Annotated in this window: 15 protein-coding genes and 1 pseudogene; 7 read left to right on the forward strand and 9 right to left on the reverse strand. The window is 68.5% G+C overall.

Annotated elements, in window-relative coordinates:
* Positions 1-52 precede the first annotated feature (52 nt).
* The 5 genes and pseudogenes from AC1RQF_RS00870 to AC1RQF_RS00890 form a co-directional block, all read right to left on the reverse strand.
* Positions 53-913, reverse strand: coding sequence for an urea carboxylase-associated family protein (locus AC1RQF_RS00870; protein ID WP_492871062.1), 861 nt, complete (start codon positions 911-913; stop codon positions 53-55).
* 641 nt (positions 914-1,554) lie between these two features.
* Entirely contained in the window at positions 1,555-2,115 is a 561-nt protein-coding gene (locus tag AC1RQF_RS00875; RefSeq protein ID WP_492871063.1) for a hypothetical protein, read from the reverse strand.
* Positions 2,116-2,650: 535 nt separating this feature from the next.
* Positions 2,651-3,100, reverse strand: a complete 450-nt coding sequence (locus tag AC1RQF_RS00880) for a hypothetical protein (protein ID WP_492871064.1) — start codon at positions 3,098-3,100, stop codon at positions 2,651-2,653.
* Positions 3,101-3,487: 387 nt separating this feature from the next.
* Positions 3,488-5,678: pseudogene (gene pbpC, locus AC1RQF_RS00885) on the reverse strand (penicillin-binding protein 1C).
* Positions 5,675-11,692, reverse strand: a complete 6,018-nt coding sequence (locus tag AC1RQF_RS00890; RefSeq protein WP_492871065.1) for an alpha-2-macroglobulin family protein — start codon at positions 11,690-11,692, stop codon at positions 5,675-5,677. Before AC1RQF_RS00890 ends, pbpC begins: the two are co-directional and overlap by 4 nt.
* A gap of 297 nt (positions 11,693-11,989) precedes the next feature.
* Here AC1RQF_RS00890 and AC1RQF_RS00895 point away from each other — a divergent pair, with 297 nt between their 5' ends.
* The 5 genes from AC1RQF_RS00895 (at position 11,990) to ypfJ (ending at position 17,844) form a co-directional block, all read left to right on the forward strand.
* Positions 11,990-12,508 carry a sugar dehydrogenase complex small subunit gene (locus tag AC1RQF_RS00895; RefSeq protein ID WP_273995813.1) on the forward strand — a complete coding sequence of 173 codons (519 nt, stop codon included), beginning with the start codon at positions 11,990-11,992 and terminating at the stop codon, positions 12,506-12,508.
* On the forward strand, positions 12,508-14,121 hold the full coding sequence (locus AC1RQF_RS00900) for a GMC family oxidoreductase (protein WP_492871066.1): 1,614 nt from the start codon (positions 12,508-12,510) through the stop codon (positions 14,119-14,121). Before AC1RQF_RS00895 ends, AC1RQF_RS00900 begins: the two co-directional genes overlap by 1 nt.
* A 1-nt stretch (position 14,122) precedes the next feature.
* Positions 14,123-15,412 carry a c-type cytochrome gene (locus AC1RQF_RS00905; RefSeq protein ID WP_492871067.1) on the forward strand — a complete coding sequence of 430 codons (1,290 nt, stop codon included), beginning with the start codon at positions 14,123-14,125 and terminating at the stop codon, positions 15,410-15,412.
* 378 nt (positions 15,413-15,790) lie between these two features.
* The gene (locus tag AC1RQF_RS00910; RefSeq protein ID WP_273995816.1) at positions 15,791-16,900 is read left to right on the forward strand and encodes a porin; all 1,110 of its coding nucleotides are present in this window, start codon (positions 15,791-15,793) and stop codon (positions 16,898-16,900) included.
* Between the two features lie 74 nt (positions 16,901-16,974).
* Positions 16,975-17,844, forward strand: coding sequence for a KPN_02809 family neutral zinc metallopeptidase (gene ypfJ / locus AC1RQF_RS00915; protein ID WP_492871068.1), 870 nt, complete (start codon positions 16,975-16,977; stop codon positions 17,842-17,844).
* An 18-nt stretch (positions 17,845-17,862) separates the two neighbouring features.
* Here the strand turns inward: ypfJ and msrA are convergent, their stop codons facing one another.
* From msrA to msrB, 3 genes are read right to left on the reverse strand one after another with little or no spacing between them, the layout of a single operon-like run.
* Positions 17,863-18,612, reverse strand: coding sequence for a peptide-methionine (S)-S-oxide reductase MsrA (gene msrA / locus AC1RQF_RS00920; protein ID WP_492871069.1), 750 nt, complete (start codon positions 18,610-18,612; stop codon positions 17,863-17,865).
* 36 nt (positions 18,613-18,648) lie between these two features.
* The gene (locus tag AC1RQF_RS00925) at positions 18,649-20,469 is read right to left on the reverse strand and encodes a cytochrome c biogenesis protein DipZ (RefSeq protein ID WP_273995818.1); all 1,821 of its coding nucleotides are present in this window, start codon (positions 20,467-20,469) and stop codon (positions 18,649-18,651) included.
* Between the two features lie 25 nt (positions 20,470-20,494).
* A complete protein-coding gene (gene msrB / locus AC1RQF_RS00930; RefSeq protein ID WP_273995819.1) occupies positions 20,495-21,001 on the reverse strand; it encodes a peptide-methionine (R)-S-oxide reductase MsrB in 507 nt (168 codons plus the stop codon).
* Between the two features lie 183 nt (positions 21,002-21,184).
* On the opposite strand from msrB, the gene AC1RQF_RS00935 reads away from it, so the two are divergent.
* Both AC1RQF_RS00935 and AC1RQF_RS00940 read left to right on the forward strand, forming a co-directional pair.
* On the forward strand, positions 21,185-21,910 hold the full coding sequence (locus AC1RQF_RS00935) for a response regulator transcription factor (RefSeq protein ID WP_273995820.1): 726 nt from the start codon (positions 21,185-21,187) through the stop codon (positions 21,908-21,910).
* Positions 21,910-23,397 (forward strand): sensor histidine kinase, encoded by a 1,488-nt coding sequence (locus AC1RQF_RS00940; RefSeq protein ID WP_492871070.1) that lies wholly within the window; start codon positions 21,910-21,912, stop codon positions 23,395-23,397. Before AC1RQF_RS00935 ends, AC1RQF_RS00940 begins: the two co-directional genes overlap by 1 nt.
* Positions 23,398-23,645: 248 nt before the next feature.
* Here AC1RQF_RS00940 and AC1RQF_RS00945 read toward each other — a convergent pair whose 3' ends face one another.
* The gene (locus AC1RQF_RS00945; protein WP_492871071.1) at positions 23,646-24,947 is read right to left on the reverse strand and encodes a UDP-N-acetylglucosamine 1-carboxyvinyltransferase; all 1,302 of its coding nucleotides are present in this window, start codon (positions 24,945-24,947) and stop codon (positions 23,646-23,648) included.
* Positions 24,948-24,961: the final 14 nt, after the last annotated feature.

Genomic DNA, 24,961 nt, shown 5'->3' on the forward strand with positions numbered 1-24,961 from the left:
CGCCGTCGGTGGGGTCGGTCGACGGCGGCGGTTCGTCATTCTACGGACTTTGTCATGCCGTCTGGTCGTGCTGCCAGGCTGCCTGCGGCGGCTGCATGCCGTGCCGGCCCTGGTAAGGCGCGACGGGCGGCTGCGACCAGCCTTCGAGCAGGCGCGGGTCGAGCCGGTACACCTCGACGCCGAGCGGCCGGCAGACGTCGATCGGGTCGCGCGCATCGGGGCCCCACATCGGCACCGACAGATCCCCGCCCGGACAGGTGGACATCGCGCACAACAGGTCGATCTCGGCGAAGAATTCGAGGTAATCGCCCGGTTTCGCGGGGCAGGCTTTCATGAAGTACTTGTCGTCGTCGTTGAGCCCCGTGCACTGGAACACGTTCAGCACGTCGTGCACGTCGAATTCGGTCAATCCGTAAGGTGCGATGGCGCGGACGAGGTTCGAATGGCAGTGGAAATGGAAATCCTCGCCGGTCAGTAGTTTGTTCACGTAGGGATCGCAACGCGTGCCGAGCAGATCGTGCACGCGGCCGCCGTCGCCGTCGACGCCGTAGCCGGCCAGGGTGTCGTCGGTGATCGTGACCATCGGGCGCAGGTAGGGCAGCGTCGACCAGATCCGATCGAAGGTCGTGACGTGCGCGGCCTGTAGCTGGCGCGTACGCGATGCCCACATGCGTTCGCGAGGGTTGTGCAGGTTCCACATGTTGAAGTCGGCGACTTGCGGGCCTTCCAGCGTGACGATGCGAAATACGTGGCCGGCCGGGACAGTCCACGCGAAGCCGCTGCGGATCGGTACGACTTGCGATTCGATGCGTTGGCGCGCGTCTTGGTGCTGCGCGATCGAGGAATAAAAGGATAGGTCGGGGTTGAGGATGGAGCCTTGGCTGTTCTGGTAGGCGGCGGGATAGTTCGACATGACGCGGTGGCCTTGTGAAGGGTTGGCAGATATCGAAATCCGGCCGGAATCCTTGGCGGTGGCCGGTCAGGCGTCGATTTTAGGGTTTAATTGTTCAACAATTTTCGACGCTTCGGGAAGTATAGAGTGAAGGCGAGTAGGTGTGTCAATGGGGGGGAAGTACGTAGAGCGGCGGGTGCCCGAGCGGCGCGGTCGAAGTCGTGGATGACCGGGCGTCATGGACAGGGCCGCCCCGCATCGATGCGCGTCTGATGGCGTTCACGTTGATGATCGCCCCGCGCGGGCGAACGCACGCGAGAGCGGTGCGATGGATATGACGCGGGTGGTCAAAGGGGAATTTGCGGTGTCGCTACATCGCGGGCCTGACGCGCGCGATCCTCGGAGGCGTGCTGCGGCTCGTATGGTTCGCGACGCCGAGTCGATGCAGGTGCCGATCTTTGATTCACTGCGGAATTCTGGGGAACGCGGGGCAGGCTGTCAGCGTTCGGTCTTGCTCGGCCTCAGCGCCCGGAGATTTAGCGCTAGTTGAGACGAAAAAAATACGATCTGACCGTTTGCAACGGCGACGCTGTTCCCTACACGACGAATGATCACGATGTCTTGTTTGTTGACCCTAGGCGGTTACCCACATCGCACAATATCTACTCGATCTCCGGCTTACCACGCAGATAAGGTCGAATGCGCGCCCACTCCAGAATTTTCAGTTGACGATCGAGTTCTTCGAGTTCCTTCAGAGTCACAATCGGATCGAACACTTCCTTGGTGGCAAACGAGTTGCCTTTTCGATCCGAAGGATATCTATGGCGCTGATCCAGCGTCGAATGGAACTCCTTCTGATCATCTGGAAATAGATCAAAGTTCGGGCCGACGTTGAAGCGAGACGGAACTTCGAAAGAAAATATTAAATCGGGATAAAGTCGACGGTACTCTAAGAAAAGTCTGTTTAAATCATGGGTCATCGGCGCAGAATTTTTCTCTGAAACGGCACCAATTGCCCCCTTCAAGAACAGCTCAATGCCTTGGCGAGCCAGATGCAGTATGACACGACTCGATGAATACTGAGAACTGAAATTTCCTTCGAACATACTCATGCACAAGCATCGACTTGATTCGAGAAACGCGCGTGAAAGCCAAAATGCCCGATCCCATTCAGCTAGGCTAGCAAGCTCTTCGGAAAACGATGGCTCGAAGTCTTGTTTCATGGCCTCTCCTTAGTGCTACGTTGTACACACCGTAGTCCGTCCGAAATGCTGCAACGCATTGTGATCGCCAACATGCCGATTACGTCCGCGCGATAAAGGACATACATGCCGGAACCATTCTGCCATGACTTCCCGAGAGGGCGCGGCTGGCCATGCGTGAGCGAATGACTGTAGGAGTTTTAGAGTTGTCGTGGGAGCAAGAGAGTCGAATGACGGTGCTGTCCGCGTGTTGTTTTGCCTGATCGAGCGGCGCGACAACATTGTCGGTGTAGTGTGGCTAGGAGCGGGCCTTGGCCGCTGGCACACTTCGGTCAATTGGGTGTCGATTTCAATCGATTACCGGTCGACTTCAGGCCAACAATGCCAGCAGTATCAGCGGCCGGAGCGAACACCTGTTCCAGTTCCTGCTTTGGCTCGGCGAATGACTACCCGTGAGATAGATCAATACTTGAAATTGGTTGAGGTCGAGCAACCTTGCGAATCGAACGAAGTTTCATTACGCACGAGCGCGCTAGTCGGAAAATAAAGTTCGTCATTACATGCCTAATTGCGCCTCAGAAAGGCACTTCTGCTGCTCGTCCTGATATGTCTTATTGGCACTGTCTGCTCGTGCTCCAGGCAGGGAGCAGTTTGGTGAAGCATCGGCGCCAGTGAACATTTTTTTGCAGTAATTTTCTCCCATATATGGATTGGACATTACAAATTTATCGGAAAGGCAATTTTGATACTGACTTTGCTGAGCGCTGGCAAGGTCTTTGCATGCATTTTCCCAATTCGTCTCGTAATCTGCGCGTGCGCCGACAAGGCATGATGCGTATTGGGCTTTTCTAGCTGCCTCTTTTGTGGCCTGATCTTGTTTGGTCTGCTCGGCCTCTTGAACTGCCTGCCGCTGACTGTTTGGCAAGAAAATTACGTAATAGTAAAAGACGCCAGATCCTGCAAGCAGGACCGCGATTACCACGGCAAGCCTTAGCACTTTGTCCATGAAAGCCCCCGAGTGTCCTTATTAGGCACCGCGCCATCGCTAACCGGCGTACGGAGTATACAAGTATTACGGAGGCGGCGATTTCGTATTCAGAGTAACTAGTGCCGTTAACGCCGCCTACCATCTTCGAGCTGTGACCTCGCCGGCCCGCCGACCGTTGCTTTGTTGCTATCAATTGCCAAGTTTGGAAGTGCGTGTTCGCGGCTGAGTTGTGACTGGTGCATCTTGCAAGCTGCCGTGAAGTAGCTCCGTATCGAATGTCAGAAGTGGGTCGTACAACGACATCCCCGCAAATCCACGAAGAACCTGATCTTTGCGGCATTCGTTTTCCCGCTGCCCCCCGCAATGCACGCCCTGTTCGAGCCTCCAACCGACCAAGCCCAATACCTACCGCCCCCGCCCCCCACCATTATTCGCACCCACATCCGGCCGCGCCACCGCGCCGCGCACCTCGAACTTCACCGTATCCGCAACCTTGCCCTGCGCGTCAAGCAGTTCCAGCACATGACGCCCCGGCCACGGCAGCCACGCAACCCGTTCACCCCGCCCAAGCACACGTCCATCGAGCCGCCACGCACTGCGCCCGCCGTCGCCTGCCACGCGCTCGAACCAGACGCGCTGATTGCGCGGCGGGATATCCGGATCGAGCGCGAAGATCGTGCCGTCGGTCGGCGCGCCGATCGCGAGCGGCGCACGCTGAAGATCGGGCGCGGCCCCAGCCGCGAGCCGCACCGTATCGACCTCGGTGCCGCGCACAAACCACTCGTCGCGGGTCGGTTCGAGCGCGCGCTCGAACGAGACGCGCGTGCGCACGACATCCTTGGGCGGTCGCGGCGCGACGCTGCCCGTCGCGCGATGCAGGTAACCGACGAGCGCGGCCCAGACGGGCGCCGCGCCCGTCACGCCGGAGACGTCCCACATCGGCGAGCCGTCCGCATTGCCGACCCACACCCCGACCGTATAGCGCGACGTATAACCGACCGCCCAGTTGTCGCGCATGTCCTTGCTCGTGCCGGTCTTCACCGCCGAGAAGAAGCGCGTCGCGAGCGGGCTGTCGAAGCCGAAGGTGCGGGTGCGCGCATTGTTGTCCGCCAGCATGTCGGTGACGATGTAGCTGGCCTCCGGACTGAACACGCGCGTGCCCGGCGGTGGGCTTCTCGACGCCGCCGTTGGCGAGCGCGCGGTACGCGTTGGTGAGCGACAGCAGCGTCACGTCGGCGCTCCCCAGCGCGAGGCTGAAGCCGTAATAGTCGCCGTCCTCGGTGAGCGGCAGGCCGAGCGCGGTCAGCGTGCGCGCGAAGCGGTGCGGCGTGACGAGCACCAGCGTGCGCACCGCCGGCACGTTCAGCGACGAGCCGAGCGCGGTCCGCACGCTCACCCAGCCCTTGAAATGCTTGTCGTAGTTCTGCGGAATATAGAGCCCGCCGCTCGCGGCGAGGTTGACGGCCGAATCGTCGAGCAGGGTGGCCGGGGTCAGGCGTCGTTCGTCGAGCGCCTGCGCGTACAGGAACGGCTTCAGCGTCGAGCCGGCCTGGCGCGACGCGAGCGCCGCGTCGACCTCGCGCGCGCTCGACAGCGCGCCCGACGAGCCGACCCACGCGAGGATCTCGCCGCTCGCGTTGTCGATCACGATCGCCGCGCCGTCCTGCACGTTGCGGCGGTGCGCGGGGGCGTTCAGCTCGGTCAGCGAGCGGGTGAGCGTGTCGCGCGCGAAGCGTTGCAGGCCCGCGTCGAGCGTGGAACGCAGCCGCGCGCCCGCCGCGGGATGGGCTTCCGACGCGACGCGCCGCGCGAAATGCGGCGCCAGCGCGTCCGTGTCGCGCCAGCCGGCGCCCGCCGGCCGCGCGAACGCGAGTTGCACGAAACCGTCGAGGTTCGCGCAGGCGCCCGGCGCGCGCATGTCGCGCAGGATCCGGCAGGCGCGTTCGGCGACTTTCGGATATGACGCGTTCGGCGCGCGCACGAGCGCCGCCGCGACCGCCGATTCCCGTTCGTCGAGCCCGGACGGGGCCTTGCCGAACAGCGTCTGCGACAGTGCGGCGAGTCCCACCGTCTCGCCCCGGAACGGCACGAGATTCAGGTAGGCCTCGAGGATCTGGTCCTTGCGCCATGCGCGTTCGAGCCACAGCGCGTCGATTGCCTGGCCGGCTTTCTGCGGCAGGGAGCGTTGCCCGGAGCGGCGTGGCGTATCGCCGAGCAGGCCGGCCAGCTGCATCGTCACGGTCGATGCGCCGCGGGTGCGCTCGTTCCACAGGTTTCCCCACGCCGCGCCCGCGATGCCGCGCCAGTCGACGCCGCTGTGCGCGTAGAAGCGCTTGTCCTCCGAGACGACGATCGCCTCGCGCAGCGCGGGCGAGATGTCGGCGAGCGCGACCCAGTCGCCGCGTCGTTCGCCGAGGTCGATGCGGGTGCGCTGCAACGGCGTGCCGTCGCGCGCGAGCAGCACCCAGTCCGAGCTGCGCCAGCCGCCGCGCACGTTGTCGTAGCTGGGCACCGCGCGCGCGGCCGGTGCGGCGGCCAGGCCGGCCGCGAGGACGAGCCCGGCCGCGATCCGGATGCCGGACCTCGGCGCGCTCACGGCTTCGCGGCGGGCGCGGGCCCGACCGTGACGGCCGGGTTCGGCCACACGCCGTAGGTCGACGGCGCGTACAGGGCCTCGACGCGCGTGGGCGGCAGGCCGAAGGTGCCGACGTTGTTGAGCCGCACCGTGTACTCGATCGAGATGCGGCCCTTCGGCAGGTAGTCGTAGTACGCGCGATAGCCGTCGAAGTCGCGTTCGACGAACGCGGGATCGGCGCCGTGCGCGGCGCTTTCGCCCTGGGTGGCGGCCTCCGAGTCGCGGCCGAGCCCGTTGCCGAGGATCGTCGCGCCGGCCGGGATCGGATCGTTGACCGCAACCCAGGTCATGTCGGTCTGCGCATCGATGTCGAGCTTCACGCGCAGCACGTCGCCGCGCGAATACGCGCCCGGCACGGCCGGATCCACCGGCGTGACCGTCTTGACGATCCGGTAGCCCGCCGCGAACGGACTCTTCAACGGCACGGCGGCGAGGCTCTCGATCGTCGCCCAGGGCTTGCCGGGGCCGTCCTGGGTCAGCGTCAGCGGCGTCGGCGCGGTGCGCGCGGCCGGCCATGGCAGCAGCAGGCTGCGGACCGAGCCGGTGCGCGCAGCCGGTGTCGCGGATGCGGCGCTCGCCGCCGCGGCGGCCGGCTGGCTCCAGCTGACGGCGCGCTCGGTGTCGCCGAGCTTCAGCCGGGTCTGGCCGCCGACGGGCGTGGTCTCGTAGGTGCGCGAGAAACGCTCGATCGCGAGCGAGCCGAGCGCGTTCGCGGTGGTGGTCTGCCACGCGCCGTTGCGCTGCAGCGCCAGCAGGCCGGTGGTCACGCGCGGCATCTCGTCCTTCCAGCCCGGGTCGCCCGCGAATTCGAGCGCGAGCCGCGCGGCGTTGGTCTCGGGGCCCGTCATCAGCCACCACAGGTCGTCGTCGCGCGCGGTCGAGAAGGTCAGCTGCGTGCCCTGGTAGGTCATCCGCGCGCGCAGGATCTGTTCGACCTGGGCGCGCTTGTCGTCGCGTTGCGGGATGTCCTTCACGCGCGACAGGATCGCGTGGTAGTCGAGCAGCGCGGAAGTCGGCCACTGGTTCGGCGCCAGCTCGATCGAACCGAGCATGCGGCCCTGCGCCGCGCCGAAGCGCGACAGCGCCTCGATCGCGGCCAGCTTGCGCAGGTCGAGATCCTTGCGCGGCGACCAGGTCTCGCGTTGCAGCCGGCCGTCGACGAAGCGCGTGAGCCCGGCCTCGATCTGGCCGCGGATATCCTCGGGCAGCGCGAAGCGGGCGTCGAGGCGCGCGGCCTCGTCGGACAGCACGAGCAGGTAGGCGGACAGCGCGGGGCTGCCGGTCGCGCCGCTGTCGGACGACGGCGGGAAGTAGTTCGCGAGGCCGTCGCGGTCGAGATAGACCGGCATGCGCGCGACGAGCGACTGCCATTGCGCGGGGTCGCGCAGGCCGATCGCGCGCGAGGCCTGCTGTTCGAGGCAGCGATACGGGTAGCGCTCGAACCAGCGGCGCACGCCGGGCAGGCCGTCGGCGAGCTTGGGCTGCAGCGAGACCGCCAGGCCGCCGCGCGCGAGCCCCGCGGGCGTGAGCGCCGCGCCGGCCGGCGCGGCGACGGGCACCGTGAGGGTGCCGTCGACCTGCGCGAGCGTGGCCTGCTGCACGGTGACCGGCAGCGCGGGCACCACCTTCTGGGTGATCTTCAGCGCGTCGGCCGCATGCGCGCCGCCTTGCTCGGCGGCGCTGATCGACCACACGAGCGCGCCCGCCGCGTCGGCGAGCCCGTCCGGCACGGTCGCATGCCACGCGATCTCGCGCGAGCCGTCGGCGGGCAGCGCGACGGTCTGCGCGTCGAGCGCGAGGCCCGCGACGCTCGGCGTGATGCGCACCTGCATCGCGCGCTGGGTGGTGTTGCGCAGCGTGAACAACGCGCTGAAGCCGTCGCCTTCGCGCACCAGCGGCGGCAGGCCCGAGATCAGCTGCAGGTCCTGCGTGCTGCGGATCGACGCGCTGCCGGTGCCGAACTTGTCGGCATCCACGGCGGCGATCGCGACGATCCGGAAGCGGGTCAGCGCGTCGTTGAGCGGCACGGTCAGCGAGGCTTCGCCGTGCGCATCGAGCGTCACGCGCGGGTTCCACAGCAGCAGCGTGTCGAACAGCTCGCGGGTGGGCGCGAGCCCGCCGCCGCCGCCCGCCGGCACGGCCTTGCGGCCGAAATGGCGGCGGCCGACGATTTCCATCTGCGCGGTGGACGTCTCGATGCCATATGCGCGCCGCTGGAGCATCGCATCGAGCAGATCCCAACTGCGGTTCGGCATCAGTTCGAGCAGCGCCTCGTCGACGGCCGCGACCGCGATCTGGGTGCCGGCCGGCGCGGGCTTGCCGCCCGGCAGCGCGACCTTGACCTTGATCTGCGCGTGGCCGCGCACGGGGTAGCTGGCCGCGTCCGGCGTGACGGTCACGCCGAGCCGGTGCGCGGCGGTGCCGACCTTGATCTCGGCCACGCCGTAGCGGAATGCGGGCTTCGACAGGTCGACGAGCGGGGTCGGCGCTTCGTAGTGGCGACCTTCGCGCCAGAAGGCGCGCGCCCATTCGATCGGCGTCTTCCAGCCCCAGGTGAAGAAGGAGTACCACGGCACCTCGCGCAGCCGGCCGCGCAGCGCGAGCACCGACACGTAGACGTTCGGCCCCCACGATTCGCCGACCTTCAGGTCGACGGTCGGGTTCTTGCCGTTCAGTTCCACGACCCGGGTTTCCATCACGCCGGCCCGTTCGACCGCGACCAGCGCGGTGGCGTAGCGGAACGGCATGCGCACCTGGAAGCGGGCGGTCTCGCCCGGCGCGTAGGTGGTTTTCTCGGGCAGGATGTCGATCCGGTCGGTATTGTCGCCGCCGAACCAGAGATCCTCGTCGCGCGTGACCCACACCGAGGTCATCGCGTTCGCACTACGGCCCGCGCCGTCCTTGACCACCGCGACCAGCTTGACGTCGCCGGCCTCGGTCAGTTTCGCGTCGCAGCTGAAGATGCCCTTCGCATCGGACTTGCCGCTGCACAGCGTGCCGAGGTCGCGGGTTTCGCTGTGGTTGTCGTAGGCATAGAAGCCGCCCACCATGCGCTTGCGCGAGCTGGTCGTGCTGCGCGCGTAGCCGTGGATCTCGACCGGCGCGGCGGCGCGCGGCTTGCCTTGCAGATCCACCACCAGCGCCTGCAGCGCGACCTTGTCGCCCACCGACACCCATTGGCCGGCCTTGATCCCGGCCACGAGCGCGGCCGGCCACAGCAGGGCGTCGCCGCGGATCGTCTGGATCTCGCCGTTCGGATCGGCGAAGCTCGCCTCGAGGCTCAGGCGCTGCGGCGCGTTGACCTTCGGCAGCGATTTCAGCACGAGCGAGCCCGCGCCGTTGCGGTCGAGCGTCAGCGGTTCCTTGTCGGCGATCAGCTTCGCGGCGTCCGGATCCTGGCGGCCGGCGTCGCTGTCGTTCGCGTCGCTGTCGCCGGCATCGGCGTTGGCGTCGTTCGCGGCCGGCTCGGGCCGGTACGGCTCGAAGCTGTAGTCGGGGTAGGTGTCGGCGAACGGCGGGCTCGCGGCCTTGGCGAGCGCCGACACCTGCACCGGCAGGTTCGACGCGCCGCCGCCCGACACATAGTCGATCTGCAGCGCGAGCGGCGCTTCCCTGGCCGCGATCAGCGGGCTCGTGCGGCCGTCGCGCACGCCGATCGAGCCTTTCAGCACCGGCAGCCGGAACGCCTCGACGCGGAACGCGCCCGTGTCGTAGGTCGCGCCCGATGCCGCGTCGTCGTCGCCGCTGCCGCTGTCGAGCGACACGCTGTATTCGCCGAGCCGCGCGGCGGCGGGCAGCGTGAAGCTCGATGCGGCCGAGTGATCGGCCGCCCAGGTCAACGGCAGGTGATAGGTCTGGTCGGAGCCGAGGTGACGGATCGTCACGCGGCTCGGGTAATTTTTGGGGAACGCGAGCGTATCGAGCGTCTCGACGCGCAGGAAGTGCTTCATCGACACCGTCTCGCCCGCGCGCAGCAGCGTGCGGTCGAACACGGTGTGCGCGCGCGCCGGCGCGTCCGTACCGCTGTCGGTGGGCACGTTGAAGCGCCACGCCTCGATCCCGCGATTCCAGTCCGAGCGCACGAACGCCATGTCGGGGCCCGTCTTCGGATCGTCGACGCGCGCGGACACGAAGTAGTCGCCGTAGCCCGTCGCGTAGTCGCAGGCGCGGCGCGGCGCGAGCTGCGCGTCGATGCGCAGCACGCCGTTCGGATCGGTGCGGCCCGCGGCGACCTGTTCGCCGTTGCAGTCGGACACGCGGACGTCCGCGTTCGGCACCGGGCGGCCCTTGTCGAGCGTCGTTACCCACACGAGGCTGTTGTCGCGGCCCAGCTTCAGATGCACGCCGAGATTGGTCACGAGCACCGCGGTGCGCACGTACATCGCGGCGGGCCGCGACAGCAGCGCGCCGCCGAGCGCCGGCGAGGCGAGTTCGAGCACGTAGAAGCCCGGCTTGTCGATCGGCACGCCGACCACCTCGAACGGCCGCAGCTTGGCCGGATCGGCCTTCGGCAGGGTCAGCGCCTGCACGCCGGGCTCGCCCGCGAGCAGCGACAGCGAGCGGATGTCGACGATCCGATTGTTGCCCGTCGGCGCGCGCTCGCCCTGCGCGGGCGGCACGAACACCGGGTGGAGGGCGCGCGCGAACAGCCCGGGGCGCGCCTTCTCGATGTCCTTGACCGACATCGACCAGCCGTCGAAACGGTCGACGAGCCGCATCCAGGCGCGGATCTGCGCGTCGTTCTCGACCTTCAGGTTCGAGAATTGCGCGCCGCCGGTATTGAGGCCGGCGATCTTGAGGTCCGCCTCGACGTTGCGCAGCGTGACGGGCACGAGCGCGGGCGCGCCCGGCTCCGCGAAGCGCTCGATGATCCCGAAGGTGCCCGACGAGAATTTCGCGAGCGGCGGCATCGTGGCGGTGCGGGTCGAGAGCGGGAACAGGTCGCGGTTGGCGAGCGGGCGGCCGCTCAGGTCCTTCAGGTCGTCGGGCAGCGTGATCTTGAGGTCGGCCTGCGCGGGCAGCGGCGCGGCGAATTCGACATGGTCGGTGTCGGTGCCCTTGTCGTCGGGCTTGAAGGTGGGGCCGACGGAACCTTGCGGGCCGGCCAGGCGGATCTTTTCCGCGTCGGCGCGCGTGATCGGCGCGTTGAAGCTCAGGCGCAGCGGCCGCAGCGGCGTGCAAGGCGCCTTGGCGTTCTCGCGCTCGCACGAGAAGGTCGCGGCGAACGGCTCGCGCACCGTGTAGTCGAAGCGGCGCTCGGTGTCGTTGACGATCCCGCTCGGGCTCGCCACGCCCTTGCCGTAGACGAGCTGCACCTTGACCCCGGCGGGCAGGGTCTGCGCGCAGCTGACGGTCAGCACGCGCGCGGCATCCTTCTTCCAGCGGAAATGATCGAGCAGCGCGGCGCGCGTCGGGGCGTCGGCCAGCTTGACCGGGATCCGGTTGCCGATGCCGTTGGCCTCGCACCACATGCCGGACAGCACCGAGGCGTCGGTCGCGGGCCCATTGAGCCGGAGCACGAACACCTGCTGTTCCTCGATCTCGCCGTCGTCGGGGCGCGCGGTGACGGGGAACGGCCCGCCCGTCTGGAATGCGAAGCGCTTCGGGCCGCTCGCCGCGCGCCCGGCCACCGAGCGCAGCGTCTCGCCCAGCTCGACCGAGCAGCGCACGCCGGGCGGCAGGTCGCGGGTGAAGTCATAGACCCAGGTCTGCGCATCGAGCCAGTGCCCCTGGCCGCGCCCGGCGTCGGGATCCGAGCATGCGACGCGGCCCGGCGCGGGTGCGGCGGCGTCGCCGAGCGCGACCATGGCTTCGTCGAACTTGACGACGGTCTGCCGCACCTCGGACACGGTGCCTTGCGGCGACACGCTCGTCACGCGCGCCGCATCGGCGCGCCATGCGCCGGTCGCGAGCCCGCCCGCGACGCACGCGGCGAGCGCGCCCCAGAGCCGGATTTTCTTCGAATGGATGTGCATGATGGCGCGATCGCCCCCTGGGCAGAAGCTTTGTAGAAATGGTAGTGGATTCTAACCGACGCGCTGTAAGGCCCCTGTAGGTCGAATCAGTTCACGCGACATCCGTCGATTTAACAAATCGGGTGACCGAATTAACAAAAAAAGTAAAAAGAAAAGATTGTGCGGGAATACGGAATATTCCATGGACTATAAAGAGATTGTTCAAACCGACATGAGCGCGTACATTTCGGTTCCACGCCAAAACTTGAGAAATATCAACTCAGGATTTCCCGAATTCGGCGTCTGAGAGAAGGAAAGATGAACAACGACATGACTCCCCACTCGCGTCGCGCCAGCGACGCCGCCGCGTCCGCGGCCCCCGGCATGACCCGGCGTCAGTGGTTGCAGGGCGCGCTGGCGCTCACTGCCACCGGCCTCGCCGGCTCGCTCGCGTTGAAGGCCCTGGCCGACAATCCCGGCGCCGCGCCCCTCGATACTTTCATGACCCTTTCAACATCGCTGACCGGCAAGACGGACCTGAGCCGTGCGGTCGGCGAGCGCCTGCTGCAGGCGCTGCAGAAGGGTTCGTTCCAGACCGCCGACAGCCTGCCCGCGCTCGCGGGCGTGCTCGCCTCGGGCAACGCGCTGAGCGCCGACCAGGAGGCGCTGGCGTTGCGCATCCTCGAAGCGTGGTATCTCGGCGTCGTCGACAACGTCGTGATCACCTACGAAGAGGCGCTGATGTTCGGCGTCGTCTCCGACACGCTGGTGATCCGTTCGTACTGCCCCAACAAACCTGGCTTCTGGGCCGATAAACCGATCGAGAGGCAAGCCTGATGGCCGATACACAACAAGCCGACATCGTGGTCGTGGGCTCGGGCGTCGCCGGCGCGATCGTGGCGCATCAGCTCGCGATGGCGGGCAAGTCGGTGATCCTGCTGGAAGCCGGCCCGCGCATGCCGCGCTGGGAAATCGTCGAACGCTTCCGCAATCAGCCGGACAAGATGGACTTCATGGCGCCGTATCCGTCGAGCGCGTGGGCGCCGCATCCGGAGTACGGCCCGCCGAACGACTACCTGGTGCTGAAGGGCGAGCACAAGTTCAACTCGCAGTACATCCGCGCCGTGGGCGGCACGACCTGGCACTGGGCCGCGTCGGCGTGGCGCTTCATCCCGAACGACTTCAGGATGAAGACGGTGTACGGCGTCGGTCGCGACTGGCCGCTCCAGTATGACGAGCTCGAGCCGTATTACCAGCGCGCCGAGGAAGAGCTGGGCGTGTGGGGGCCCGGTCCCGAGGAGAACCTGCTGTCGCCGCGCAAGGCGCCGTATCCGATGGCGCCGCTGCCGCTGTCGTACAACGAGCGCACGATCAAGACCGCGCTCAACGGCTACGATCCCGCGTACCACGTGGTGACCGAGCCGGTCGCGCGCAACAGCCGTCCGTACGACGGCCGCCCGACCTGCTGCGGCAACAACAACTGCATGCCGATCTGCCCGATCGGCGCGATGTACAACGGCATCGTGCATGTCGAGAAGGCGGAGCAGGCCGGCGCGAAGCTGATCGAGAACGCGGTGGTGTACAAGCTCGAGGTCGGCCCGCAGAAGAAGATCGTCGCGGCGCTGTACAAGGATCCGAAGGGCGGCGAGCACCGGGTCGAGGGCAAGTACTTCGTGCTCGCGGCGAATGGCATCGAGACGCCGAAGATCATGCTGATGTCGACCAGCAGTGATTTCCCGAACGGCGTCGGCAACAGTTCCGACATGGTCGGCCGCAACCTGATGGACCATCCGGGCACCGGCGTGTCGTTCTACGCGAGCGAGAAGCTGTGGCCGGGCCGCGGCCCGCAGGAGATGACCTCGCTGATCGGCTTCCGGGACGGCGCGTTCCGCGCGACCCAGGCGGCCAAGAAGATCCACCTGTCGAACCTGTCGCGGATCGACCAGGAAACGCAGAAGATCTTCAAGGGCGGCAAGCTGCTGAAGCCCGACGAGCTGGACGCGCAGATCCGCGACCGCTCGGCGCGCTACGTGCAGTTCGACTGCTTCCACGAGATCCTGCCGCAGCCCGAGAACCGCATCGTGCCGAGCAAGACGGCCACCGATGCGATCGGCATCCCGCGTCCCGAGATCACCTATGCGATCGACGACTACGTGAAGCGCGGCGCCGTGCACACCCGCGAGGTGTACGCGAGCGCGGCGAAGGTGCTGGGCGGCACGGACGTCGTGTTCAACGACGAATTCGCGCCGAACAACCACATCACGGGCGCGACGATCATGGGCGCGGACGCGCGCGACTCCGTCGTCGACAAGGACTGCCGCACGTTCGACCACCCGAACCTGTTCATTTCGAGCAGCTCGACGATGCCGACGGTGGGCACGGTCAACGTGACGCTCTCGATCGCGGCGCTCGCGCTGCGGATCTCGGATCAGTTGAAGAAGGAAGTCTGACGTGCTGAAACATACTCTCTCCTTCATCCTGGCCGGCTGCCTCGTGCTGCCCGGCCTCGCGCGCGCGGCCGACGCCGCGCCGGCCGGGAGCGCCGACGCCGCGCTCGTCGCGCGCGGCCAGTACCTGGCGGTCGCGGGCGACTGCATGGCGTGCCACACCGTGAAGGGCGGCAAGCCGTTCGCGGGCGGCCTGCCGATGCCCGTGCCGATGCTCGGCAAGATCTACACGAGCAACATCACGCCGGACCCGGACAACGGGATCGGCAAGTGGACCCTCGATGACTTCGAGCGCGCGCTGCGCCACGGCGTGTCGAAGGACGGCGGCAACCTGTACCCGGCGATGCCCTACGTGTCCTACGCGAAGGTCAGCGACGACGACGTGAAGGCGCTCTATGCGTACTTCATGAACGGCGTGCAGCCGGTCAAGGCGGCCCCGCCGAAGAACGAGATCCCGTGGCCGCTGAGCATGCGCTGGCCGCTCAAGATCTGGAACGCGCTGTTCCTGAAGGACGGCCCGTACCAGCCGAAGCCGTCGCAGAGCGTCGAGTGGAACCGCGGCGCGTACCTGGTCCAGGGCCTCGCGCACTGCGGCACCTGCCATACGGCGCGCGGCGTCGGCATGCAGGAGAAGTCGCTCGACGAAACCGGCGGCAGCTTCCTGTCGGGCTCGGTGCTCGCGGGCTGGGACGGCTTCAACATCACGTCCGACCCGAACGCGGGCATCGGCGGCTGGTCGCAGGCGCAGCTCGCGCAGTACCTGCGCACCGGCAGCGTGGCGGGCCTCGCGCAGGCGGCGGGCCCGATGGCCGAGGCGATCGAGCACAGCTTCTCGAAGATGACCGATGCGGACATCGGCGCGATCGCGACCTACGTGCGCACCGTGCCGGCCGTGTCCGACGGCAGCACGCAGCCACGCTCGACCTGGGGCAAGCCGTCGGTCGACGGCACGCGCCTGCGCGGCGTGCCGCTCGCGTCGAGCGGCATCGATCCGGCGCGCCTGTACCTCGGCAACTGCGCGACCTGCCACCAGATGCAGGGCAAGGGCACGCCGGACGGCTACTACCCGTCGCTGTTCCACAACACGACGGTGGGCGCGTCGAATCCGACCAACCTGGTGCAGGTGATCCTGCACGGCGTGCAGCGCAAGGCCGGCCAGGAGGACGTCGGGATGCCGGCCTTCAAGTACGAACTGACCGACGCGCAGATCGCCGCGCTCGCGAACTACCTGACCGGCCAGTTCGGCAATCCGGCCGCGAAGGTGACCGAGCAGGACGTGGCGAAGCTGCGCTGAGCGGCGCGGGGCCGGGCCTCGATGTGGGGCAAGGCCGGCCGGCGTGACGGCTCGGCAAACGGGCGGTGCATGATGCGCCGCCCGTTTGCGTTGGGGGCGGGCGCGGGCGACGGGCTTGCCCTGGATCATGCCCGCCAGGGCGCGGCCGGCCCGCGCCGGCGACGTCCCGCGCCTTCTCCGGTACGATCCGCTGCACGCTGCACGCAGCCGCAGCCGCAGCCGCAGCCGCGCACGACGCCGACGCGGGGTGGCGGTGATCCCATTTTTTGAAGACAATCCGGCAACCGGCGCTCCGCGTCCGGCATGCCGGCTCCGTGCGTCCGCGCCTGGCCGGCGCGGCGTATTCCGAAACCTGAGAGCAGACTCTTGAACGAGGAGATGAAGTTGCGCGCAAAAATGATCCTGGCGCTGGCGGCGGCCGTTCCGGCCGCTGCGTTCGCGCAGTCGAGCGTGACCTTGTACGGCCGTATCGACGGCGGCATCGAATACCTGAACCACATCGCGAACCCGTCGGGCGGCAGTTCGAGCCGCTGGAGCGCCGAGAGCGGCGACTGGGGCACCAGCATGTTCGGCCTGAAGGGCGTCGAAGACCTGGGCGGCGGCCTGTCGTCGATCTTCAACCTGGAGACCGCGTTCCAGGTCATGAACGGCACCACGGGCGGCGGCCGGATGTTCTCGCGGCGCGCGTTCGTCGGCCTCAAGAGCAACGAGTGGGGCACCGTCCAGGCCGGCCGCAACCTGTTCATCGACAGCGACGGCGTGTGGGAATTCGATCCGTTCGTCCAGCAGGCGTTTTCGTCGGCGTCGCTGGTGCGCGGCCGCAACTGGCAGCAGACCAGCAACAACATCGAGTATCACAGCCCGGTGTTCGGCGGCTTCGACATCCAGGGGCAATACGCGTTCGGCAATCAGTCGCGCGGCTTCAACTATGGCGCGCCGAACGACTTCGGCCGCTCGGATGGCATCATGATCTCGTATCACTCTCCGCTGCTCGACGTGCGCGGGATCTACGACGAGCTGCGCGATGCGAACGGTCGTTTCAGCAATGTGTTCACCAGTTCGCGCGAATATTTCGTCGGCGCGAACGTGAAGGTGCAGCAGTTCAAGATCCAGGGCGCGTATACGCATTACTCGGCGCCGGATACGCCGGCGGGCCTCGCCGATCGCGCCGATCACTTCTGGCTCGGCGCGACCTACCAGGCGACGCCGCAGTGGGCGGTGACGGGCGGCGGCTACTACATCCGCGTCGGCAGCGGCGGCGGCGACGCGTCGCACGATCCGTCCGGCCACGCGATGCTGTATGCGCTCGGCACGACCTACAACCTGTCGAAGCGGACCTTCCTGTACGGCACGGTCGCCTACGTGCGCAACGGCGGGAACTCGAATTTCTCGCTGCTCGCGACGCCGCGCGACGCGAGCCCCAACACGAGCCCGCTCGCGGGCGAATCGCAGACGGGCGCGTACATCGGGATGATGCACAACTTCTGAACCCGACCGCGCGCGGCGCGAGAGCCCCCCGCAGCCGATCCACAGTACTGCTCATTGATTGACGGAGTCACAGCATGCGTCTCGACAACGAAACCGAAAGCCAGAACGTCGAGGACCGCCGCGGGGGCGGCGGGTTCGGCGGGCGGCGCGCGACCGTCGGCATCGGCACGCTCGTGGTGGCGTTGGCGGCGTCGTACTTCCTCGGCATCGATCCGCGCGTGATCATCCAGGGCGCGTCGATGCTGCAAGGCGGCGCGCCGGCCCCGTCCGCGCCGCCCGCGGCGCAGCAGGCGCGCGCGGCCGACGCGCCGGCCGTCTTCACGCGCAAGGTGCTCGGCAACATCGAACGCACCTGGCAGACCGTGTTCCAGACCCAGCTGCACGCGCAGTACGTCGCGCCGACGCTCGTGATGTATACAGGCAGCACGCCCACCGCGTGCGGCAACGGGCAGGCCGCGATGGGGCCGTTCTACTGCCCGGCGGACCAGAAGATCTACATCGACCTCGGGTTCTATCGCGAGTTGCGCGATCGATTCGGCGCGGGCGGCGATTTCGCGCAGGCCTACGTGATCGCGCACGAGGTCGGGCATCACGTGCAGAAGCTGCTCGGCATTTCCGACAAGGTCGACGCGACGCGCGCGCGGGCGGGCCGCGTGCAGGGGAACCGGCTGTCGGTGCGGCTCGAACTGCAGGCCGACTGCTTCGCCGGGGTCTGGGCGAACAACGCGCAGCGCGCGAACCGGCAACTGCTCGAAGCGGGCGACCTGGAGCAGGGGCTGAACGCGGCCGCCGCGATCGGCGACGACCGCCTCCAGAAGCAGAGCCAGGGCTACGTGGTGCCCGACGCGTTCACCCACGGTTCGAGCGAACAGCGCGTGTACTGGCTGCGGCGCGGGCTGGACAGCGGCGACGTGCGGCAATGCGACACCTTCGCCGCGCGCTGACGGGCGCCCCGCGCCGCGTCAGTTCCCGGCGCCCGTCAGCAGCACCGGGTCGGCCCGGTACAGCGCCGGTAGCATCTGTTTCAGCGCGCTGATCTTCGGCAGGTCGTTGAAGGCGATGTACGGCGCGTCCGGGTGCTGCGCGAGGTAATCCTGGTGATACGCCTCGGCCGGATAAAAACCTTTGTAGTCCTCGATGCGCGTGACGATCGGCGCGCCGAACACGCGCGCCGCGCCGAGCTGCGCGACGTAGTCGCGGGCCACGGCGCGCTGCGCCGGCGTGGTCGGGAAGATCGCGGAACGGTACTGGGTGCCGTGGTCGGGGCCCTGGTAGTCGAGCTGGGTCGGATTGTGGGCGACCGAGAAAAACACCTGCAGCAGGCGCCCGTAGCTGATCTGCGCCGGGTCGTAGTCGACCCGGATCGATTCCGCGTGACCGGTGCCGCCGTCGCCGACCAATTCGTAGTGGGCGGTTTCAGCCACGCCGCCCGCATAGCCGGCCACCACCCGGCGCACGCCGCGCACGTGCTCGAACACGCCCTGCATGCCCCAGAAGCAGCCGCCCGCGAGCACGGCGGTCTCGGTGCGCGCCGCGCCGGCCGGCTCGTCATGGGCCGGGGCCGGCAGCGCGACGGCGGGCTCGGCCGGGCGCGCGGCGTGCTGCCAGACGAGCGCCAGCGCCGCGATCGCCAGCGCGCCGGCCGTCCTGAGGCCGGGTGCGCGCCAGCCGCGCGCTCGCGCCGGCGTGGATTGAGTTGCTTGCGTCTTCACGATGAAACCTCCTGGATGGATGAGCGAGCCGAGGCCCTAGCCGAACGTGAAGGCGAACGCCTGCACGCCGGGGTCGAGAAACTCGACCGAGAAAGTGTGGTCGGCGACGTCGCCGGGCTGGCGCACCAGCTGGTAGAGCCGCTGGGCGACCACCGTGCCGTTGCCGGCCGCGTCCACGTCGGTGCCGTGCGCCGCGCCCGGCGCCGCGCCGTCGACGCGCACCCGGAACCGCACCGGCCGCCCGTCGGCGCCGGGCCCGAGCACGAGGTGCAGGTCGCGCGCATGGAAGCGGTAGATCAGGGCGCCGCCCGGTTGCGCGAGCGTGGCGTGTTCCGCGCCGATGCGCCACGCGCCGTCGAAGCCCCAGTCGTTGACGTCGAGCCGCGTCGGCGTCGTGTAGCGGCGCACGGCGTCGCGCGCGGCCCCGCCCGGCGACGCGAAGTTCTCCGCGCGCGCATAGCCGACGTAGGTTTCCGGCGAGCGCATGTCGTCGGGATCGGCGGCCGCCTGCACGCCTTGCGCGGCCATGCCGTCGAGGCCGGTGGCGACCCGCGCGGCGTCCGCGTGGCCGGCTTCGACCAGCAGCTGCTGGATCACCTGCTCCGAACGCGCGTAGTTCCCCTCGCCGAAGTGGTGGTAGCGCACGCGCCCCTGGGCGTCGACGAAGTAGTGCGCGGGCCAGTACTGGTTGTCGAAGCCGCGCCAGATCGCATAGTTGTTGTCGATCGCGACCGGATAATCGATGCCGAGATCGCGGATCGCCTTGCGCACGTTGGCCGGATCGCGCTCGAACGCGAACTCGGGCGCATGCACGCCGATCACCACGAGCCCCTGGTCGCGGTACTTCGCGGCCCATGCCTTCACGTAGGGCAGCGTGCGCAGGCAGTTGATGCAGGAATAGGTCCAGAAATCGATCAGCACGACCTTGCCGCGCAGGGCGGCCGCGCTGAGCGGCGGCGAGTTCAGCCATTGCACCGCGCCGTCCAGCGACGGCAGCCGGCCCTCGACCGGCAACGCGCTCGCGTCGACCCGCAGCATGCCCGGCGCGGCCTGCATCATCGCGCCGCCTGCGGCCGCGTTCGACGGTGCGCCGCCGGCCTCGGTCGAGGCGCGCATCGCGCCGCCGCCGCCGTCCGATCCGAGCCGGTTGACGAGCGCCTGCTCGAGGCCGCCCGTCGCGACCGTCGAGACGCGGGCCAGCACGCCGGTGTCGAGACCGAGCGCGATCGCGCCGACCCCGCCCAGCATCGCGACGCCGATCCCGCGCCGCACCCATTCGCCCGCGCCGAGCGAACGCTTGAGCGTGGCGAACAGCTTGCCGCCGACCAGCAGCGCGGCGGCGAGCGAGGTGGCCGCGCCGGCCGCATAGGCGATCAGCAGCAGCGTGGTGCCGACGCTCGCGCCGCGCAGCGCGGCGCCCGTCAGCACGAGGCCGAGGATCGGCCCGGCGCAGGGCGCCCACAGCAGGCCGGTCGCGACGCCGAGCAGCAGCGACGCGCCGACGCCCGCGGGCCGGCCGTCGCGCTGGGCGTGCGCGGCGAGCCGGTTGCCGAGCGCGACGAGCGGCCGGGTCAGGTGTTCGGCGACGCGCGGCGCGAGCAGCGTGATGCCGAAGGCGGCGAGCATGACGAGCGCGAGCCAGCGGCCATACTGGTTGGCCTGCGCGACCCAGCCGCCGCCGATCGCGGCGAGGGAGGCGACGGCGGCGAAGGTGAGCGCCATGCCGGCGAGCAGCGGCAGCCCGCTGCGGACGAAGGGCTGGTCGGCGCGCGCGAATACGAACGGCAGCACGGGCAGGATGCACGGGCTCAGGATCGTGAGGACGCCGCCGAGATAAGCGAGAACGATCAGCAACATGGTGAAGACTCCTGGCGGAATGAGGTCAGGCCGGCAGCGGGCGGAAGGCGAGCGCGACGCCGTTCATGCAGTAGCGCAGGCCGGTCGGCGCGGGGCCGTCGTCGAACACGTGGCCGAGATGACCGCCGCAGCGGCGGCAGTGCACCTCGGTGCGCTGCATGCCGAACGAGCCGTCCTCGCGGGTCGCGACCGCGTGCTCGAGCGGCGTCCAGAAGCTCGGCCAGCCGGTATGGCTGTCGAATTTCGTGCGCGACGAGAACAGGTCGAGCGCGCAGCCGGCGCAGGCGAACCGGCCGCTGCGATGCTCGTCGTTGAGCGGGCTGCTGTAGGGCGGCTCGGTGCCTTCCTCGCGCAGCACCGCGAACTGGGCCGGGGTCAGGCGTTGCCGCCACTGCGCCTCGGTATGGCTGACCTCGAAGCCGCCCGGCGCCGGCGCGGCGGGCCCGGCCGCGCGGGCCGGCCAGCGGCTCGCGGCGGCGAGCGCGGCGAGCGCCGCGCCGCCGAGGGAGAGAAAACGTCTGCGATTGGCCATGATGGACTCCTTGCGACGGGTACGATGGAACATGCGCCTATCGTAGAAATACCGTGGTGTCGAAGTCCTCACGGAAAGTTAAATTAAATGTGATAACTCCCGAGCCGGAAAATCTGCACAATGACGGACCGGCGGATCATTCGCCCCTTATTTTCATTTGCGCGCGATGGCGCGCGGACTGTCATGGATCGACCGAAACGCGTACTGATCGTCGAGGACGACAACGACATCGCCAACGTCCTGAGCCTGCACCTGCGCGACGAGCGCTATGAGGTGGTGCACTGCGCGGACGGCGATGCGGGGCTGCGGCTGCTGGAGCAGGGCGGCTGGGACGCGCTGATCCTCGACCTGATGCTGCCCGGCGTCGACGGGCTCGAGATCTGCCGGCGCGCGCGCGCGATGACGCGCTACACGCCGATCATCATCACGAGCGCGCGTTCGAGCGAGGTGCACCGGATCCTCGGGCTCGAACTCGGCGCGGATGATTACCTCGCGAAGCCGTTCTCGGTGCTGGAACTGGTGGCGCGGGTCAAGGCGCTGCTGCGGCGCGTCGACGCGCTGGAGCGCAACTCGCGGCTCGACGCGGGCCGCCTGGAGCTGGGCGGGCTGTCGATCGACCCGGTGATGCGCGAGGTGACGGTGGACGGCGCGCGCATCGAGCTGACGCCGCGCGAGTTCGACCTGCTGTATTTTTTCGCGCAGCACCCGGGCAAGGTGTATTCGCGCATGGACCTGCTGAACGCGGTGTGGGGCTATCAGCACGAGGGCTACGAGCACACCGTCAACACCCATATCAACCGGCTGCGCGCGAAGATCGAGCCCGATCCGGCCCAGCCGGCGCGCATCCTGACCGTCTGGGGGCACGGCTACAAGCTCGCGGCGCCGGACGCCGAGACGCGGGAGCCGTGATGGGACTGACACTCAGCCAGCGCCTGTCGCTCGTGTTCTCCGCGCTGCTGCTCGCGTGCTGCGGCGCGTCGGCGTGGCTGCAGATCCGCTCCAGCGACATGCACGAGAAGGAAGTCGTGCAGGGCTTGTCGCGCGGCCTGGCCGAGCACATCGCGCACAGCGCGCCGCTGATGGACGAGAACGGCCTGCGGCCCGACGCGGTGCGCCGGCTGTTCGGGCAGCTGATGGGCGTGAACCCGAGCGTGGAGGTGTACCTGCTCGACAACGAAGGGCGCGTGAAGGGCGACGACGCGCCGGCCGGGCACGTGAAGCGCGCGCAGGTGGATCTCGGCCCGGTGCGGCGCTTCATCGCCGGCGAGCCGCTGCCGATCCTCGGCGACGATCCGCGCAGCGCCGATGCGCGCAAGGTGTTCAGCGCGGCCCCGCTGCAACTGCCGGGGCGGGCGCCGTCCGGCTATATCTACGTGGTGCTGCTCGGCGAGGCGCATGACGCGCTGGCCGCGCGGGTGGCCGCCAGCTCGGTGCTGCGCACGACGCTGTGGTCGATGGCGCTGGTCGCGCTGCTGGGGCTGCTCGCGGGCCTGATGGCGTTCGGCCTGATCACGCGCCCGCTGCGGCGGCTGACCGGTGCGATGCGCCGCTTCGATGCGGACGGCGAGCCGGACACGCAGCCGCGGGTGCCGCGTTCGGCGGCGGCCGGTGGTCGCGACGAGATCGCGGTGCTGGAGACGACATTCGCGCAGATGGCCGACCGCCTCGGCGACCAATGGCGCGCGCTGACGCACCAGGACCAGCAGCGCCGCGAACTGGTGGCGAACATCTCGCATGACTTGCGCACGCCGCTGACGTCGCTGCATGGTTATCTGGAGACGCTCGCGCTGAAGGCGGACACGCTCGACGATGCGGAGCGGCGGCGCTATCTCGCGATCGCGCTGGCGCAGAGCGCGAAGGTCGGGCGGCTCGCGCAGGCGCTGTTCGAACTGGCGCGGCTGGAGTCGGGCCTGGTGCGGGCGGAGCCCGAGGATTTCTCGCTGGTGGACCTGGTGCAGGACGTGTTCCAGAAGTTCGAGCTGACGGCCAAGGCGCGCCGGATCGCGCTGCGCGCCGAGATCCCGCCGCGGCTGCCCGGGGTGCGCGCGGACCTGGGCATGATCGAGCGGGTGCTGACCAACCTGCTCGACAATGCGCTGCGCCATACGCCGGAAGACGGCACGATCGACGTGATGCTGGCGGCGCGCGACGGCGCGGTGGAGGTGACGATCGCCGACACCGGCCCGGGCATTCCGGTCGCGCAGCGCGACGGCTTGTTCCAGCGTTCGTTCAGCGTGGACGGCGCGCCGCGCGGCGGGGGCGGGCTGGGGCTCCTGATCGTGTACCGGATGCTGGGCTTGAACCACAGCGAGATCCGGCTGATCGACGTGGCGGGGCGCGGGGCGGTGTTTCGTTTCGGGCTGCCGGCGGCGGGCGGGGCGGGACTGGGGGCTTGATCGTCGGGCGGATGCCTGGCTTGGACGACGGGGAGATCCGGCTGATCGACGTGGCGCGGCGTTTCGCTTCGGACTGTCGGCGGAGGTAGGCTCGGGCTCGGTGCCCTGAGCGTCGGCCGGATGCAGCGCTCGAACCACGGCGAGATCCGGCTGATCGACACGGCGGGATGCGGCGCGGCACCCCTTTCCGGGTTGCAGGGCGCGCGGGCGTCACGGCGCGGCTTGCGCCGCGCGTCACGCTTTGCGCGTCACTCGCCGCTCGTCCACTCCACGTTCGCGCCGACCGAACGCAGGTTCTCGACGAAACGCGGATGGGCGCGCCGGATCGGCAGTGCGTTGAGGATCTCGGAGCGGCCGTCGATGCTCGCGGCCACCATCAGCAGCGCGATCGCGACGCGGATGATGTACGGGCTCTCGACCCGCGCGGGGCTGAGCGGCAGCCCGCCGAACGTGATCAGGCGATGCGGATCGGACTGGAACACGTGCGCGCCGAACTTCGACAGCTCGCCCGTCCAGCCCATCGCGCCGTCGTACACCTTGTTCCAGAACATCGCGCTGCCCTCGGCGCGCACGCCGAGCGCGACGAAGATCGGCAGCAGGTCGACGGGCAGGTAGGGCCACGGCGCCGCCTCGATCTTGGTGAGGATGTTCTGCGTGAACGGCCGGCGCACCTTGAGCGGGCCGTCGCGCAGCGCGCGCGACCAGCCTTGCTCGTGCACGATCTCGACGCCGAATTTCGCGAAGGTCCGGTCGATCAGGGGAAACTGCTCGGGCGCGGAATTGCGCACCACGATGTCGCCGCCCGTGATCGCGCCGAGCGCGAGGAAGGTCGCGATCTCGTGGAAATCCTCGCTGAAACGGTATTCGCCGCCCGCGAGCCGCTGGCCGCCGCGCACCGTCAGATGCGAGGTGCCGATGCCCTCGATCGCCACGCCGAGCATGGCGAGGAAGCGGCAGAACTCCTGCACGTGCGGCTCCGAGGCCGCGTTGACGAGCGTCGAGACGCCGCCCGCGGCGGCCGCGCACAGCACGAAGTTCTCGGTGGTGGTGACGGACGCGTAGTCGAGCCAGTGCTGGTTCGGCGTGAGGGGGCCGTCGGTACGCACGATCAGCGAATCGGGGGTGCGCTCGATGCGCGCGCCGAAGCGCTCGAACACCTCGACGTGCGGATCGATCTCGCGTACGCCGAGCGTGCAGCCCTTGACGTCGTTTTCGAGCCGCGCCACGCCGAAGCGGGCGACGAGCGGCGGCACCAGCATGATCGACGAGCGCATTTCCTCGGGCAGCCGGTGCACGGCCGGGTCGAACGTGGTGGCGCGGTGGTGCAGGTCGAGCACGCCGGTCGAGAAATCGATCGCGACGTCGCTGCCGAGCATGCGGAAGATATCGAGGATCTTGCGGACATCGGTGATGTCCGGCACGCCGACGAGGCGCAGCGGCTGGTCGGTCAGCAGCGTGGCGCACAGGATGGGCAGGACGGCGTTCTTGTTGGCGGACGGGGTGATTTCACCGCGCAACGGGGAACCGCCGTGGACGATCAGGTTTGACATGTGGAGCCGGTGTT

The organism is Burkholderia sp. GW821-FHT14F03 (assembly GCF_058803765.1).